The following is a 16975-nucleotide window of genomic DNA, read 5'->3' as shown; positions in this document are numbered from 1 at the left end:
TTATTCAATATAGTTTTTTGTTTTTCCAAATTCGATTAACGCTCCATAAGGATCTCCATCTAGTCCGAGTACCTTGCAAAACGCAGGTTCTGTCTTATAGCCTTGTTCCTTTAACATGAGAATATTCCCTTTTATAGAAGGATCAGCTTGTATTAAATGGTACTCTACTATCATATGTAAGTATGCGTTCTGCTTTTTGGTGGGTTGAGGCTGGCCGAACAACTCAAATTCGAATCCCCCAAAAACAAAGTTTGCTTTCACAATCGGAACATTTCTGATGATGTTCCGTTTACGCGAAAAACCTTCCATTCCCCGATACAAGCGAATCACTTTTGTTTCAAACTGATCAAAGTCGTGCACTTCCATAATGATATCCAAATCAGAACCACCAACCGCTATGTCTAGAGGGAATGTGCCGCATAACATTGGTTGAAATTCAGACAAGTTTTCCATAATCTCTAATTCTGATATTGCCCTATATGCACACTTCTGTTGCTCGTTTCCATGTTTTAATTGATAAATAGGATCAAACATATATCTTTTTCCTCACTACCTTCACCTTATGGTTCTTCCTACTTTTATTCCACAAAAAACACGTGAACCCTTTTCTGAATTCACGTGTCAGTCTTTTATATTTCTTCTACATCCTTATGTCTCTCTTGGCAATCCTGACAAAGCTGCATTTCTTTTTCCTGCTTCGTCTTTAACACCATGCCACAATTGTGACACTTCCCAATATCATTAAGGTTCGATTGATAGCCAACTAGCTCCGAATCTCGCTGAACCACGGTATCTCCCCTTTATATAGGTTGGAAACATGGGGACGGTTCTACCGTTTCCAACGGAAACAGGAGAACCGTCCCCGTGTTTCCTTATTAATCGATACCCTTGTGTAAGGTGTGTAAACTTATTTGGTGAAGTCTAGTGTCCATGTGCCTTTGCGGAATACTGCTTCTGATTTACCGTCTTCTGTTACACCGTCAATATCTAGGTCTGCTGAACCAATCATGAAGTCCACATGTGTTAAACTATCGTTTACGCCGTGTTTGTCTAGTTCTTCTTCATTCATCGAAGAACCACCTTCCATGTTGGTTGGGTATGCTTTCCCTAAAGCAATATGACAAGATGCATTTTCATCATATAACGTGTTATAAAAAATTAACCCTGACTGCGATACTGGTGATTCATGCGGAACAAGCGCTAATTCTCCTAAACGACGTGCTCCTTCATCTGTATCTAATAAATGTTTTAATGTGTCATAGCCTTGCTCTGCTTTAAAATCAACTACTTTTCCATCTTTAAACGTAAGGCTAAAGTTGTCGATTACATTACCACCATAGATTAATGGTTTCGTGCTTGCAACTGTACCATTTACACCATATTTGTGTGGCATTGTGAATACTTCTTCCGTTGGCATGTTTGGATTAAAGTCACGGCCCGCTTCTGTTTTCGCTGCGCCGCCTTTCCAAATATGACCTTGTGGTAATTCAAATTCGATATCTGTGCCAGGTGCTTTAAATACAAGCTTTTTGTAGTTCTTTTTATTTAAGAATTCTCTAGCATTTTTTAAGATAGCGTTATGCTCATCCCATGCTGCAACTGGATCTTCTTTATCAACACGGACAATCTTAAATATTTGCTCCCAATGGGCTTCGATTGCTTCTTCCTCTGTTTTGTCTGGGAAGATCTTTTTCGACCAATCTTTCAATGGAATCGAAACGATTGACCAAGGAATTCGATCGTTCATTGTGTATTTTCTTAATTCCTTCATCGCTTCTGCACTAGCTTTTGTTGCTTTAGCAACCTTGCTCGGGTCCACATCTTTCAGTAAGTCAGGGTTTGTAGCGCGGATGGAAAGAAGTCCTGCACCTTCTTTGGCAAAGCTTAGATATTGTTCTATTTGCCATTCAGGGATATTTGTTAGTACTTCATCCGATACGTTTTGGTACTTTAATAACGTAAGCGCATCATCACTCCATACGACATGTACATTTTTCGCACCAAGTTCATATGCTTTTTTTACAACGATTCTAGTAAAGTCCGCACCTTCAATTGATGAGTTAATGATTAAAGGTTGACCTTCCTGTAAATTAATTCCCGTACGCAAAGCTAACTCTGCATACTTTTCTAACATTTGCTTCTCTGCCATGACATTCCCTCCAATTATGTATCACTTTTTTCTCTCTTGTTTATTATTCCATAATGTGTACAATTAACAAAATATTTTTACCTTTTATTTACTATTTTCTATTTCTTCTACCAATAAGGATAGTTCCGTCCATCGTTCCATCGCAGCTTCTAACTCTTGCTCGACTTGGCTCTGCTCTTTGTATAAGTCTGTCACTTTTCCTAGATCACTTCCGGCATCTGCAATAAGTTGTTCCATGTTCTCTAATTTTTGTTCTAATGCAGTAATCGTATCTTCAATCGTTTCCCAATCTTTTTGATCTTTATAGGATAGTTTTTTGCGTTTAGGTTTTGCCTGTTCCGCTTGCTTTTTCGATGCTTTACTTTGTTCTTGTTTTTCTGGTAAAACAACTTGCTCTAAATATTCCGAGTAATTTCCATAAAACGGTTTGATCTGCCCGTGTTCGAATGCTATTAACTGATCTACTACGCGGTCAAGGAAATAACGATCGTGGGAAACGGTAATTACCACGCCCGGGAATTGATCTAAATAATCCTCTAATACACCCAATGTTTGTGTATCAAGGTCATTTGTCGGCTCATCTAAAAATAGTACGTTTGGTTCACCCATTAACACGCGTAAAAGATATAACCTTCTTCTTTCCCCACCGGAAAGTTTACGGATGTAGGTCCATTGCTGCGACCTCGGAAACAGAAATCTTTCGAGCATTTGCTCTGCTGTAATAACGTCTCCTTTTGCGGTATGAACGACTTCCGCTTCTTCTCGAATGTAATCGATGATTTTTAAGTCCTCATCCATTTCCGAGTGATCCTGTGTGTAGTACCCAATTTTAACCGTTTCACCTTTATCTAAAGTCCCTGTATCTGGCTGAATACGCTCCGCCATGATATTCAGTAAAGTAGATTTACCACTACCATTTGGCCCGATAATCCCAATTCGGTCGTTTGGTGTGATTAGAAAACTAAAGTCTTTGATTAACGATGTGCCTTGAAAGGATTTTCCGATTCCTTCTAATTCTATTACTTTATTACCTAAGCGCGTGGAACCAATCTGGAAATCAAGATCTTGCTTAACGGTATCAAACGTTTTCTCTTTTAATTGTTCCGCACGTTCGATTCTAGCTTTTTGCTTTGTTGTTCTTGCTTTAGCACCACGTCTTAGCCATTCTAATTCTCTTTTTAACGTGTTTTTGTGCTTCTGTTCATTTTGTATTTCTAATTCTTCTCGCTCTGCTTTTTTCTCCAAAAATGTTTCATAATTGCCTTCATATTGATATAGATTTCCTTTATCTAGTTCATAGATTTTATTCGTAATTCGATTTAGAAAATATCGATCGTGCGTTACAAGGATAATCGAACCCTTGTATTGTGGTATGTAACTTTCTAACCAATCAATCGTTTGATTATCTAAATGGTTTGTTGGCTCATCTAAAATCAATAAGTCTGCTGGCTGAATTAGTGCACGTGCAATAGCCACGCGTTTTTTCTGACCACCTGATAATTCACCAGCTATTTTGTCAAAAGACGTAACCCCTAATCTGGTCAGAATCGTTTTTGCAGTGGTATTCGCATCCCATGCTTCGAGCTGGTCCATTTGTTGTTGTGCTGCTAATTGCTTTTTTTGTATAGAAGGATCTTCTGGGCTTTGCTCAAGCTCCATTAATGTTCGTTCATAATTACGCATGGCTACCATAATCGGGGAGTCGCCATAATAAATTTGCTCAAAAACAGTCAGGTTGTGGTCTAGTTCAGGCTCTTGGCTCAAATACTCCACTCGGAAATCATTGGCATGCTTGATCGTCCCTGCTTCTGATGACTCGATGCCAGCAAGTACTTTAAGCAACGTAGATTTGCCGGTACCATTTACACCTATTAACCCAATTCTTTCTTTAGCAGTAATGCTAAACGTAATGGAATCAAAAAGCACTTTCTCTCCATACGATTTATATAAATTTTCTACAGATAAAATAGTCATATGCTTCACCTTTCGCTTTGGCTCTTGCTCCCTTCATAGTATAAAGCAAATGGAGGGGAGTTGAAAACTATGTGGTAGGTTTTGTTTGAATTTGTGGGGAGAAAGGATTAGCGCGTTAGGTATTCTTGGGAAGGGTGAAACTGTTGGATTTGAAGTATATGACTATACTGATTAAACCCTCGGATCAAGATTGAACTGCCAAATAAGATGCAGTTTTGACAGTTAAGACTTCCGAATCACGATTGAACTGCCAAATAAGATGCGGTTTTGACAGATAAGACTCCCAGATCACGATTGAACTGTCAAAAGAGGCTGAGCAGACTCCTGTTTCAAATAAAGTATTAGAGCAAAACCAAAATCCCCCCATAAACCCCATAGATCTATGCGACCTAATAGACTTCGTTCAAAACTCAAACCACAGGAAAAAGGTGTGTCTCATCTACCGTCAGATTACACACCTTTTTAATACCAATCTAAACAAGTATCAAACCCCTCTGTCCAATGCGAACTAATTAACTTTGTACTTCACTCCAAATGGATCTGTAATTTCATTGTTGTTTTGGTCTAGCAGGTCTTCTTCCACTAGATACTCTGCATCATTGTCACTCACTGTTATGTGGGCTTTAGTTAATCCAATTACGTCACCCGCCGGAGGCTCCGTGTTGGTCCCTCGCCATGTGTTTAAACCTAGGTGGTGGTGATATCCTTCTGCAGATACAAATGATACTTGTTCCCCAAACGAAAGCATAGATGACAGTCCAAGCTTGTCGATGTAGAACGCATTGGCTTTCTTTACACTGTTCACATAAAAATGCAAGTGACCGATCATGGTGCCGCTAGGGAATGACGTCCACTTTTCTTGATAATGCTTCATAAGATCATCGACATTTAATGGAATGGTGGCCATCTCAATTTGATCACCTTGATAACGCCAACTCTCCTTAGGACGGTCGACATAGACTTCAATTCCGATGTCATCTGGATCCTGTAAATAAATCGCTTCGCTTACTAGGTGGTCAGATGCACCGACTAAAGGATAGCCTGTTTCTATCATATGTTTGAGAAAGGAAGCAAGGTGTCCGCGACTAGGGAGTAAAATTGCATAGTGATAGAGCCCCGTGTACTGTTTAGATGGTGGCAATGCGTTGCTATTTTCGATCAGATGAACAAGAACGTGTCCATCCTTTATGCCTAAATCCGCTTCTTTATCTGATTTCTTTAACAGAGAAAAACCCAAGATATCTGTATAAAATGCAATCGATTTTTCCAAGTTAGATATAACTAGGTCAATGTGATTAATCTGAAACTGCTCCAACTTATATGCCGTCATATTTACTTAACCCCTTCTTTTATGATAAAATTTTATTATTACTTACTTTAAGTAAGTTAGTGTAATTTCGTAATTCTATTATAACAAAGAATTTCTACCTTCCTAAACGATAAGGTATGATAAGATAGAAAAGAGGGGTGAATGCGAAATGAAAGAGTTGTGTCCGCGATTTGAGAAGGCCATGCAGCTTTTTAGTAAGCGCTGGGTTGGTTTGATTTTATTTGAACTGCTTGAGGGCTCGAAACGCTTCTCTGAAATGGAATCAGAATTGCCAGTGAGTGGTAGATTATTATCAGAGCGTTTGAAAATGCTAGAAAAAGAAGAAATAATCGAACGTAGAGTTTACTCCGAATTTCCTGTTCGAATTGAATATATATTAACAGATAAAGGCCGAGCATTAGAACCTGTGATCAAGGAAATACAAACATGGTCAGAAGGTTGGATAACGGAACAAGAATTGGAAGATGAAAACACGAAACCGTAACCGCTCCTGAACAAAAAGTGAGCGGTCTTTTCATTTTAGAAGGTGGGCTACAATATGGACAATTTTCTGTCTGAACTAGAACAACAAGTATTAAAACAAAAATCAATCATGGACCGAAAACAAAAAGGGCAATTCTTCACACCTTCTTTTATTTCAGAAATTCTCGGATTATGGCTCACCACTACATCTTCTCCCATAACAAATGTGTTAGACCCTGCGATCGGGTACGGTTCTTTAGTATCCCCTCTTCCACATGTATTACCTGTTGATGGCTATGATATCGACGAGGAGCTACTTCAATTTGCCGAAGACGCATTAAGTGATCATTCTTCCCTAAACTTAATCCACAAAGACTATCTTACTAGTGACTGGAACAAACAATATGACGGTATTGTATGCAATCCTCCCTATATTCGATTTAGAGAATTTAAAGACAAACAGAAGTACCTTAATTTATTTCAGGACAAACTTGGGTTAAAGCTATCCGGTGCAACTAATCTGTATGCCTTTTTCCTAATCAAAGCATTGCACCAGCTAAGTGAAAAAGGTCGGGCTGCTTTTATTATTCCTTCTGACTTTTTACATGCAGATTATGGTGAGATTATAAAAGAATATATGTTAAAGAAAGCAAACCTACACCTTGTAGTGATTGCAGACTTCCATTTAAATTGGTTTGATGACGCAGTAACAACCTCCGCGTTATTTTTCTTTGACAATGCCAAGCAAGTGGAGGAAACCGAGTTTGTTCATCTAACCAATCAAACGGAACTACCTATACTAAAACAGCACCTGATTAACTACTACGAGAATAAACCGATCGGAACTAGTATTCCATCTATTCAAATAAAACCCAATAAAAAATGGCGTATGTATTACCAAACACAAGGAAATACCATCTATAAAAACACGAAACCATTGTCTACCTTCGCCAAAGTAAGCCGCGGAATTGCAACGGGAGCCAATCACTTTTTTTGTTTAACAGAAGCTGATCTTGAAACATGGCATATCGATCAAAAATATGTATCGCCTTGTGTAACAAAATCACATCAACTTGCGAAACATTTTTTCACACAAGATGATTTTGAGGAATTAGTACAAATGAATGCCCCGATTTACTTGCTTGATATAAAAAAAGAGGATGCAGATGATCCCCATGTTCACACATACATTCAACACGGGGAACAGCAAGGATACCATGAGCGTTTCTTAACAAAAAAACGTAGGCCATGGTACAAAAATGAAAAGAGAAATCCTGCTGACATCTTGGTAAATGTATTTAGTCGCGGGAAAGTAAAGTTTATTCGAAATGAGGCAAATGTGCGGAATTTAACTGCTTTCCACTGCATTTTTGTACATCCTCAATATCGTGATGATCTTGAAGTACTTATGGCGTTTTTCATGACGGATATTTGCCAAAGCTTACTTGAGCAATATCATCGAGAATATGGGAAGGGTCTGAAGAAATTTGAACCAAATGATTTAAATCAGTCTGAGGTTGTTGATTTAGACATGATTCCCTCTGATATAAAAAACGCTATTAGAGAATTGTATCAACAGATTAGAATAAAACATATCCATCAGACAGAGAAAGATCACACTAAAGCGGTTGTTGAACTTAATCTAATATTTACCGATTTATTGATGCGTGGTTAAAATTTTTTTCAAGTTCCAAAAGGCTGAATGACATTAGTATCCCATTTAGCCTTTTGTCTAGTTCTATATGATTCTTTGCTTCTCTATTAATACATATCACCAATTGTAGACGCTCTATGAAAAATCATGTTTTAAAATCAACCTAATTCCTGTGGTGGACCGCTAACAACTGCGCTACTAGTGGATCTTTCTCCGTGGAACCAATCCTTTTTACTTTACATCCCTAGCATTGGCAGATGCTTTCGAGTATGGTAAGTGAGTGCCAATGAAATACACTGTTTTAATTCAACGACCGGAATTTCATCATTTTCCGAAAATACAATTGCTCGATTCCCTTCATAGCTGAATAAATCTGGATAAACGTCTCTAAATGTATCAACTAGGTTGGTATTGCAAATAAAGTACATAGCATATTGATCCGGTTTTGACGGTTTCCAGCCTATTCTAATCGTACTCCCATTTTTTGCAATATAACTAGGCTCACCCCATTTTAGTGCTTCTTCCACTTTTCCAACTCCTGCAGTCTCTATTGCTGTATCCAGGATAAATTGACGAAGTTTTAATAGCTTTGATTGAATGCCTACTGGATACTGTTCAAATACTTTCTGCACCTTGCTATTTGCACTCATTATGATCATCCCTTTTTAAAAAAGCTGAACGAGATTAATATCCCTTTCAGCTTTTTCTCTAGTTTGTTACATTTTAATAAACGTTACGCGACATCGATCGATCCTTATCACAACAATTATAATCGCGTTTTTTCATTCCAAGGAAAGGCCGTTCCGAAAGCATTAGCCATTTTCCAAGAATTTTTCCTGCGTTCTTTTCTTATTTCTGCTCGTCTCTCCGCTCCTGCAAAGAGCATCTTTTCCTCTTCTGATTCAGGATAAACACCAGGAACTGTCGTTGGTTTTTTATTTTCATCTAGTGCAACCATCGTGATAAAGGCCGTTGCACATACTTTACGCTCACCAGAAATCAAGTGCTCCGTCACTGCTTTGACAAACACTTCCATTGATGTTTGATGTGTCCAGGTAACAATTGCTTCTAGATAAATCGTATCTCCTTCTTTAACTGGGTACAGAAAATCAACGGAATCCGTTGATGCCGTTACTACAGTCTTTCTCGCATGCCGTGTTGCAGCTATTGCCGCTACCTCATCTATGTGCGCCATTAATTTCCCACCAAATAAGGTGCCATAGCTATTCGTGTCTGGCGGAAGTACATATGAATTTTTCACGGTTAATGATGCAACACATGGTTTCTTCTCCATTTAACCCCTCACTTTCTCCTATTACAATATTGGCGAGATCAGCCTTGAGACCGATTCCTTAAATCGAATCATTAATGACCGTTGTTTATATAGTGGTAGGGTTAATTGGGATGAATACATAATATCTGTTTTAAATTCCTTGACCAGGTCATTTGCAAGCTTCTCACTATATAAAAAAGCATTGACCTCGAAATTTAACCGAAAACTACGTACATCAATGTTGGCTGTACCTACCGAAGCGATTTTTCCGTCTACCACAATCGTTTTTGCATGTAGAAATCCATTTTGATAAATATATGCGGATGCACCAGCCTTTAATAATTCTCCTATGTAAGAATAGGTTGCCCAATAGACAAATGGGTGATCAGGCTTGTTAGGGATCATAATTCTTACATCAACCCCAGAAAGACTTGCAATTTTCAGCGCGTCAGCCAAGCTTTCGTCAGGAATAAAATACGGTGTTTGAATATAGACATATTCTTCCGCTTCCATAATCATTTTAATGTAGCCATTTTTTATTTGTTCCCATTCTGAATCCGGACCACTTGATACAATTTGCATACCCACATCGCCGGAAGGTTCAGCTGCATAATATCGTTCGTCATAAAAGATATCATTACGGGATGCTTGATTCCAGTCTAAAATAAACCTTGTTTGCATATGATGTACCGCACTCCCTTTTACACGTAAGTGCGTGTCACGCCAGTATCCAAAACGATGATCGAAGCCCAAATACTCATCCCCGATATTAAATCCACCAATATATCCAACTTTCCCATCAATGATTGCTAGTTTACGATGATTCCTATGGTTAATTTTTAAATTCAATTTTGGAATTAGTGGTGGGAAAAATGACTCCACTTCCGCTCCAGCATTCCGGATTTTTTTAATAAACTTTTTCTTTAATCTTCTCGAGCCCATATCATCAAATAAAACACGGACCTGGACGCCTTCTTTCGCCTTTTTAATTAAGATTTCCGCAATCCTTTCCCCTAATTGATCATTGCGAACAATATAGTAAAGTAAATGAATATGATCGGTTGCCTGCTCCAAGTCGGTCATCAGTGCATGGAATTTCTTTTGTCCATCCGTAAATAATTCCACTTCATTATCTTGCGTAAGAATCGCATCATCATTTCGTAAATGCAAATAAAACAAGTCTTTATACTTATTTAGATTCGGCTCTTTGATCTGCAATGTCCCATTTTCAATGGCTCGGAGTTGCATCTGTACAGCTTTCTTAACACCAAGTCTACTTTTGGTATCCCATGTGAAAATAGTTTTGTTACTAAGTTTTCTACCGAAAATCAAATATAATACGAATCCGACTACAGGAATAAATAATAAGACCATTAACCATGCCCATGTTGCTGTAGCATTTTTTCTTTCTAAAAAAACGATTGCCAATGCTAATAAAATGTTAAAACATAAAATAAAACCTAAAATATAAGGAAGTATATTCAATTGGTTTACCCCCTAAAGATGTGTGAACCTTACACTAATATAGCACAAATTGGACACAAAACTGTCATATTGGTTTCTGACTCGTGTTGAAACGACTTAATTGTATATGTTATATACTCCGCGCTTACCCTTTATATACGTCTTCAGTTAATAAAATGTTTCGTATTGTGTCGTAGGCTAATATTCTAAACTTAAAGACATACTATATGTGTTAAGGAGGGAATATAAATGAAATCCAATTCCAACAATCCAAACAATGCATCTCGTGAAATGTCTTACAATGAGGCAAAGGCGTATATTGCTCGCACCACTGGTGGGCATAATACAAGACAATATAGTACAACAGACATTGAAAAAGTAAGAAATGCATTGAAAAACCAATCTTAATTCCTTAAACCGCGGCAACTTGTTTGCCGCGGTTTTCCTCTTATATAGGAACATTTACCTTATAATAAACCTATCAAAACTTTATCGTTGCTTTTTTTAGCTATCAACTCTACACTTAACCATATTCCACACAAAAAGAAGGTTAATATATGGAAAATAAAACTTTGAAAATAGGGATCGCCTATGCAGCAGGCGCCTATATATTGTGGGGGTTCTTGCCAATTTATTGGAAGTCCATTCACGACTTTTCTGCGGGTGCCATCCTTGCTCACCGTATTGTTTGGTCATTTGTGTTTATGGTTTTCCTTCTACTTGCAAGCAAAAAGTGGCATGCCTTTATGCAGGAGTGTAAGCTTATTGTTCGTGATAAGAAAAAACTTTTCGGAATCACGATGGCATCTATCGTCATCAGTGTGAATTGGCTTATTTTTATTTGGGCAGTCAATAGTGACCATGTTATCCAAGCAAGTCTCGGTTATTACATTAATCCTCTTATCAGTATTGTGTTAGGGATGCTAGTGCTAAAAGAGAAACTTAACGCATGGCAAATCTTTTCATTTATCTTAGCAGGAATCGGTGTCATCTATCTTACATTTAACTTCGGTGTATTTCCGTGGATCTCCATCGTTTTAGCCTTCTCATTTGGCTTATATGGTTTATTGAAGAAAATCGTTGATATTAATTCCGTATTTGGCCTAACGATTGAGACACTCATCGTTTTGCCTATAGCTGTTATTTATTTAATCGTGAATCAAATCAATCTTGGTGGATTACCGCAAACTTGGACGATGAACCACCTACTTTTACTCTTTTCTGGGATTGCGACCGCTGTTCCCTTGCTGTTATTCGCTAGTGGTGCAAAGCGCATTCCATTATCGATGGTAGGGTTCTTGCAATATTTCGCTCCTACTCTTATGTTGATTCTTGGTGTTTTCCTATATCATGAAACATTTACACAAGCACATTTAATTGCATTTATCTGCATTTGGACAGCGTTATTGATTTATACTTTCTCCAGAACAAAGTGGTTTAAACAAATGGAAGCAAAGTATATGGTTAGAAGGAAGTCGTTGGAGCATTGATCTGATTTTCGTTGATTAGTAATTTGGTGACGTAGACACTACTTAGAAGCATAAATACCAGTGCACATAGTAAAAAGAACACTTGGATTTTTTAATCTAAGTGTTCTTTTTTATTGTTTGTTTCCTTTTGTGAAAAATAAAGATAGATATTAAGGCTAGTATTCCAATACTAATACCAAGGGGAATATATGATTTAGTATCATAAGTGATGAACGTATCCTTGTTTGCCTGCTCATCCATAAAACGTTGATAGACTTTTTTTGATTGTTCATCTATATGATCCGTTACTTTCCCATCCATCACCGGCACAACCCCGGTCCTCGATACAGGTGTTAAGTAATCTACATCATCTCTTTGTTCGAGAAATAACAAATATTCTCCACCCTCACTTTGATGTTGCTCGAATCCACCATCAAAATAATTATATCCAGCAATAATCACTTCTGAAGCTTCTCCTACATAAACGTTACGCACTTCGAATCTAGTCGCCATACTAAATTCACTAGATGGGTCACTTATTTGTTCTTCATAAGAAAAATCATATTTCCCTAGTACAACAACTTCCGCCTTTTCTATCACTTCCGTTGGATAAAGTCCAAACGAACTAGATGCTGTTAGACTAATACTTGTAAAGATAATTATTGAGAAAAATGCTAAGAACACTTGCCATACTTTTTTCATACAAGCCTCCCATCGAAATCGTATATATTTTTCCACCTTCAACTAGCTTAGTCGTTAATAAATGAAAGAATATCCAACCGCAATTTCTTTTATCTTTGAATAGCTCCACGCTTGTTTCTGCAATCAAATAGCAAATGAATAAGACTTTCGTAGTATGGGAGAAATTCTTGATGTTTGATCATCGTCAAAATTTCTTCCTTGTTTGCCCATTTCACGTTTTGAACCTCTTCATACTGCAAAGTGAGCATATGTAATTGCACATCTTTTTGGATTAAGTAAATGTCATCAAATCCATTGTCAAAGTTAATCGTTAAGTGAGGGCGTATATGCTGAAAGTCTATGTTTAAACCAATCTCTTCATACAGTTCTCTGTGCGCAGCAGTTTGACTTGTATCCCCAGCTACGGCACTCCCTCCTGCAGTGAGGTCCCACAGGTTAGGCCAACCCTCTTTGAAGGACTGCCTTTGTTGAATGAGCATTTCTCCTTTTGAATTAAAAATACATACATGAATAACTAAATGAAAATCCCCAGGTTCAAGCTCTTTACCGCGAACCCATGTACGATCTGTCTTGCTTCGATTTATATCATACACATCCCATAATTCCATCAATGTACCTCCAATTTGTAGTAATCATTCAGATTAATCCAGTTAAACTTTATTATATATCAAAAAAGACCATATCTAATTTTAGTATATGGTCGAATTATTTCAGTAAGTTTTATTTCGTTTTCACCTGGAAAAAGAATGGCTAAGATACATTACATAAAGTCCTTCTTGGACATAGAATTTAATAATTCAGAGGTAGTCATGCCACGTTTACTTTCAAACTGCTCCTGACTTTCTTTCAACATACGTTTAAGTTCAGGGTTTTCTTCAGCTTCAAACTGTATGGATTTTTCATCATCTTCTTGTAAAACAAGTGTAGACATTCCTTTACCAGGGATAGAAAACTGGAATATAGAGTTATCACTATTCATGGTCGAAATATATTTCATAAGTTCTTCTGAAGATTGAATTTTCCCATACTAACAAATCACCACCGTTGATTTTCTTGTTGTTATAATATCATATCAATTCACTCATGTAACGAATCAAAAATATACTTATTGTGGTAGTGCTCCGTTACTTTAACAAGCGTTCTTATCGGTGTTCTTTTTAAATTTTTACAATTCCCTAATAGAAATAATAAGAGACCAAACCATATGCGATTTGGACTCTTATTCGAATGCTATCTCTCATGTATCTCCACTGAAAAGAGACTACTTATCCATTAATCTATATCTAACTGGTGATCTGAGCGAGGTTTCTTAGGACCACGGATATCTAAGACACCATTAGCATATTTGGCTTTTGCCGTTTTTTTATCAACGGTATATGGCAAATGCACTGTACGCTCTGATTTGCGATAGCGTCTCTCCCTATGATAATACTCTGATTTCTCATCATATTTTTCAAGCTCTTGATCGTCCGCTATTTTAATTTTAAGACGATCTCCAACAACATCTACATGGATATCTTCTTTACGTAAGCCTGGTAAATCCACCTTAACAACCCACTCATTATCTGTTTCAAACACATCTACCGGAATTCTCGTTGGTGATGAACTGTTATAGAAAAAGGAATCAATCGAATTTAATATGTTTTTCGTTGGCTTGCTAGAAAAAAAGTCATCCATCATTCGCATTAGATCAGAACCCGCTTCATTTTCCTGCTTCTTTTTATGGTGTTTTGATTTTTCGTCCATCTTCCCTACCTCCTTAAAAATAGCTTCTATTGTAGAGTATGATGAAACCGCACAGGGTGTTATAGGTAATCGCGTATTTCTTTCATAGGCCCCGCCCGGACGCTTCGAATGGAGTTCTTTCTTACGCGTTAGCTCAAGGTTTTCGGTCTGACGCGGTCGAATGAACCTCTTTCTTACGCGTTAGCACAAGGTTCACGTTCTGACGCGGTCGAATGAACCTCTTTCTTACGCGTTAGCACAAGGTTCACGTTCTGACGCGGTCGAATGGACCCCTTACTTACGCGTTAGCTCAATGGTCCAGTGCTAACGCGGTCGAATGGACCTCTTTCTTACGCGTTAGCTCAATGGTCCAGTGCTAACGCGGTCGAATGAACCTCTTTCTAACGCGTTAGCTCAAGGTTCCGGCTATGACGCGGCCGAATCGACTCTTTTCTTACGCGTTAGCTCAAGGTTCCGGCTATGACGCGGTCGAACCACAACCTTTCTTACCCGTCATCTATAATTTTGATAAATGTTCCCCGAAATTACTGCGCATTTTCTTTCCGCCACGCAGTAGGATGAGATCTAAAGCATTCAAACATCCCACAAACTTGTCAGAAAATTTAACTAATACCTGTTGACGTTTCCTTTTTATTCCTCTATAATCCATCATAAGATCACATATCTCTTATCAAGAGCGGCAGAGGGAATAGGCCCTATGAAGCCCAGCAACCATCAAGACCAACTTGAAAAGGTGCTAAATCCTACAGGTGAAAAAGCCTGAAAGATAAGTTGAGGACTACGTATTTTACACCCTCTTCTTAGAAGAGGGTGTTTTTGTTTACAACCTCTCTTTCATCACATCCTGTGATAAGAAAACATCTAAGACAAATCCCATTCACTTCAAAATTATTTAGGAGGAATTTCTACAATGACAAAACCATTTGATTTTCAAGGAACTGAAACACTTTTACTTCACGGGGGACAAACACCTGATCCAACTACTGGTTCAAGAGCTGTTCCAATCTATCAAACTACTTCATACGTTTTCCGTGATACTGAACATGCCCAAAACCTGTTTGCCCTGGCTGAGCTTGGGAACATTTATTCACGCATTATGAACCCTACGGTTGACGCTTTTGAACAGCGCATGGCCTTATTGGAAGATGGCGTAGCAGCAGTTGCAACTTCTTCAGGTGCATCAGCTATAACTTTATCAATCTTAAACATTGCTGAAGCTGGTGATGAAATTATTACCGACAGCAACTTATATGGTGGTACATATAACCTGTTTAATAATACACTTCCGAAATACGGCATTACTGTTAAATTTGTGGATGGAACGGATCCGGAAAACTTCCGCAATGCGATAACACCAAAAACCAAAGCAATCTATGCGGAGACAATTACAAATCCGAGCTTAAATATTTTTGATATTGAAACTGTGGCAGATATTGCACACGAGAACAATATTCCATTAATTATTGATAATACATTTGCTAGCCCTTATGGATGTAAGCCCATTAGTTGGGGTGCCGACATTGTCATTCATTCCGCAACGAAATGGATTGGTGGACACGGAACATCGATCGGTGGGGTTGTTGTAGACGGCGGGCGATTTAATTGGAATAATGAGAAGTTCCCTGGATTTACGGAACCAGATAAGAGTTACAATGGCATTCGTTTTGGGATTGATATCGGCCCTCCTGCATTTGCTATTAAATTACGTGTACAATTACTTCGTGATATAGGGGCATGCTTAAGTCCTCAAAATGCATTCTATTTCTTGCAAGGGTTAGAGACATTAAACCTAAGGATTGATCGCCACAACGAAAATGCAAAAGAAGTTGCGTATTACTTGCAGCATCATCCGCAAGTAGAGTGGGTTAACTACCCAGGATTAGAAAATCATCCATCACATGAACTTGCTCAGAAATATTTAGGTGGTGGCTATGGCTCTGTTATCACATTCGGTATTCAAGGCGGACGTGAAGCGGGTAGAAAAGTAATTGATAACATTAACTTATGGTCCCATGTTGCGAACGTTGGGGATGCCAAGTCCTTAATTATTCACCCAGCATCCACGACACATCAACAGTTAGATGAAGCAGAACTAAAAACAAGCGGCGTAACAGAAGAACTAATCCGCCTTTCTGTTGGATTGGAAACCGTAGATGACATCATAGAAGACCTAGATCAAGCAATTGCTAAAGCGACAGACTCAGCCCCTAGCCTTACCAAAACGAAGGACCTAGCGATTGAATGGGCGTTAAGCTCTCCATTTGCTCGAGAAGATGGCCAACTTAGACAAAAAACCATAGCAGTTGCTGGCTTAACGAATGACTTAAGCAATGAACATTTCCATGCTGTGAGTCGATTGCAACGCCTTGGATTCAAAATTGTACCAATTAACCATAATGAGGAAACTATTTTAGGTGAAACAGCTTATCCTTCCGTAAGCGCAGTTCCAACGGATGTAGACATTTTCTATGTTTTAGACCCAGAGTTAGCGTTGCAGATAGAAGAGAGCAATACAAAGATTCTATGGCTAAACACATCCGTTGACGCTAATGAAGTGAAACAAAAAGCATTAGCCAAGGAAATTACGGTAGTTGAAAACCTAAATCCATATGATGAAGCAGATCGATTACGAAGAAAAGTTTCTAAAGTTGCAGTAAAAATTTAATTTAGATGAAGGCATACCTCCACGATAGGTATGCCTTTTCTGATTTCAAGCATACTTCTTTTTGTTTCTCATAATATAAAATAGAGC

The 16975-nt window shown here is 38.1% G+C and carries 17 protein-coding genes and 1 riboswitch; of the genes, 5 read left to right on the top strand and 12 right to left on the bottom strand.

Translation table 11 applies throughout. The features are described from left to right. From NYQ66_RS21065 to NYQ66_RS21045, 5 genes are all read right to left on the bottom strand, one after another. The gene (locus NYQ66_RS21065; protein ID WP_259872391.1) at positions 1-534 is read right to left on the bottom strand and encodes a DUF4269 domain-containing protein; all 534 of its coding nucleotides are present in this window, start codon (positions 532-534) and stop codon (positions 1-3) included. A 95-nt stretch (positions 535-629) separates the two neighbouring features. Then, positions 630-788, bottom strand: a complete 159-nt coding sequence (locus NYQ66_RS21060; protein WP_259872390.1) for a hypothetical protein — start codon at positions 786-788, stop codon at positions 630-632. 119 nt (positions 789-907) lie between these two features. Then, positions 908-2149 (bottom strand): aminopeptidase, encoded by a 1242-nt coding sequence (locus NYQ66_RS21055; protein ID WP_259872389.1) that lies wholly within the window; start codon positions 2147-2149, stop codon positions 908-910. A gap of 84 nt (positions 2150-2233) precedes the next feature. Beyond that, a complete protein-coding gene (locus tag NYQ66_RS21050; RefSeq protein WP_259872387.1) occupies positions 2234-4123 on the bottom strand; it encodes an ABC-F family ATP-binding cassette domain-containing protein in 1890 nt (629 codons plus the stop codon). Between the two features lie 508 nt (positions 4124-4631). Then, on the bottom strand, positions 4632-5453 hold the full coding sequence (locus NYQ66_RS21045) for a VOC family protein (protein WP_259872385.1): 822 nt from the start codon (positions 5451-5453) through the stop codon (positions 4632-4634). Positions 5454-5601: 148 nt separating this feature from the next. On the opposite strand from NYQ66_RS21045, the gene NYQ66_RS21040 reads away from it, so the two are divergent. Both NYQ66_RS21040 and NYQ66_RS21035 read left to right on the top strand, forming a co-directional pair. Further along, positions 5602-5937, top strand: coding sequence for a winged helix-turn-helix transcriptional regulator (locus NYQ66_RS21040; protein ID WP_259872384.1), 336 nt, complete (start codon positions 5602-5604; stop codon positions 5935-5937). 54 nt (positions 5938-5991) lie between these two features. After that, positions 5992-7590, top strand: coding sequence for an SAM-dependent methyltransferase (locus NYQ66_RS21035; RefSeq protein WP_259872382.1), 1599 nt, complete (start codon positions 5992-5994; stop codon positions 7588-7590). Between the two features lie 215 nt (positions 7591-7805). On the opposite strand, the gene NYQ66_RS21030 is transcribed toward NYQ66_RS21035, so the two are convergent. The 3 genes from NYQ66_RS21030 to cls all read right to left on the bottom strand — a co-directional run bounded on the left by NYQ66_RS21030 (position 7806) and on the right by cls (position 10327). Beyond that, positions 7806-8219, bottom strand: coding sequence for a DUF1801 domain-containing protein (locus NYQ66_RS21030; protein ID WP_259872380.1), 414 nt, complete (start codon positions 8217-8219; stop codon positions 7806-7808). 116 nt (positions 8220-8335) lie between these two features. Then, positions 8336-8863, bottom strand: a complete 528-nt coding sequence (locus NYQ66_RS21025) for an acyl-CoA thioesterase (RefSeq protein WP_259872379.1) — start codon at positions 8861-8863, stop codon at positions 8336-8338. A gap of 21 nt (positions 8864-8884) precedes the next feature. Beyond that, the gene (cls, locus tag NYQ66_RS21020; RefSeq protein ID WP_259872378.1) at positions 8885-10327 is read right to left on the bottom strand and encodes a cardiolipin synthase; all 1443 of its coding nucleotides are present in this window, start codon (positions 10325-10327) and stop codon (positions 8885-8887) included. Positions 10328-10555: 228 nt separating this feature from the next. On the opposite strand from cls, the gene NYQ66_RS21015 reads away from it, so the two are divergent. Next, positions 10556-10714 (top strand): gamma-type small acid-soluble spore protein, encoded by a 159-nt coding sequence (locus tag NYQ66_RS21015; protein ID WP_259872377.1) that lies wholly within the window; start codon positions 10556-10558, stop codon positions 10712-10714. Positions 10715-10863: 149 nt separating this feature from the next. Continuing rightward, positions 10864-11796: an EamA family transporter RarD gene (gene rarD / locus NYQ66_RS21010; RefSeq protein WP_259872376.1), complete on the top strand. Its 933-nt coding sequence runs from the start codon at positions 10864-10866 to the stop codon at positions 11794-11796. Between the two features lie 96 nt (positions 11797-11892). On the opposite strand, the gene NYQ66_RS21005 is transcribed toward rarD, so the two are convergent. From NYQ66_RS21005 to NYQ66_RS20990, 4 genes are all read right to left on the bottom strand, one after another. Further along, on the bottom strand, positions 11893-12477 hold the full coding sequence (locus tag NYQ66_RS21005) for a hypothetical protein (RefSeq protein ID WP_259872374.1): 585 nt from the start codon (positions 12475-12477) through the stop codon (positions 11893-11895). Between the two features lie 89 nt (positions 12478-12566). Continuing rightward, entirely contained in the window at positions 12567-13085 is a 519-nt protein-coding gene (locus tag NYQ66_RS21000) for an NUDIX hydrolase (protein WP_259872373.1), read from the bottom strand. Positions 13086-13237: 152 nt separating this feature from the next. Continuing rightward, positions 13238-13474, bottom strand: a complete 237-nt coding sequence (locus NYQ66_RS20995) for a hypothetical protein (RefSeq protein WP_259872372.1) — start codon at positions 13472-13474, stop codon at positions 13238-13240. Positions 13475-13749: 275 nt separating this feature from the next. Further along, a complete protein-coding gene (locus NYQ66_RS20990) occupies positions 13750-14223 on the bottom strand; it encodes an Hsp20/alpha crystallin family protein (protein ID WP_259872371.1) in 474 nt (157 codons plus the stop codon). Positions 14224-14887: 664 nt separating this feature from the next. After that, positions 14888-14996: riboswitch (SAM riboswitch) on the top strand. Positions 14997-15133: 137 nt separating this feature from the next. Between NYQ66_RS20990 and NYQ66_RS20985 the strand changes: the two genes are divergently transcribed. Next, positions 15134-16888, top strand: a complete 1755-nt coding sequence (locus NYQ66_RS20985) for a PLP-dependent aspartate aminotransferase family protein (RefSeq protein ID WP_259872370.1) — start codon at positions 15134-15136, stop codon at positions 16886-16888. Positions 16889-16975 lie beyond the last annotated feature (87 nt).

Source organism: Aquibacillus koreensis, from assembly GCF_025154055.1.
Lineage (GTDB): Bacteria > Bacillota > Bacilli > Bacillales > Amphibacillaceae > Aquibacillus_C > Aquibacillus_C koreensis.
The sequence above is the reverse complement of the archived record's forward strand: the minus strand, read 5'-3'. Positions and strand labels throughout refer to the sequence as shown.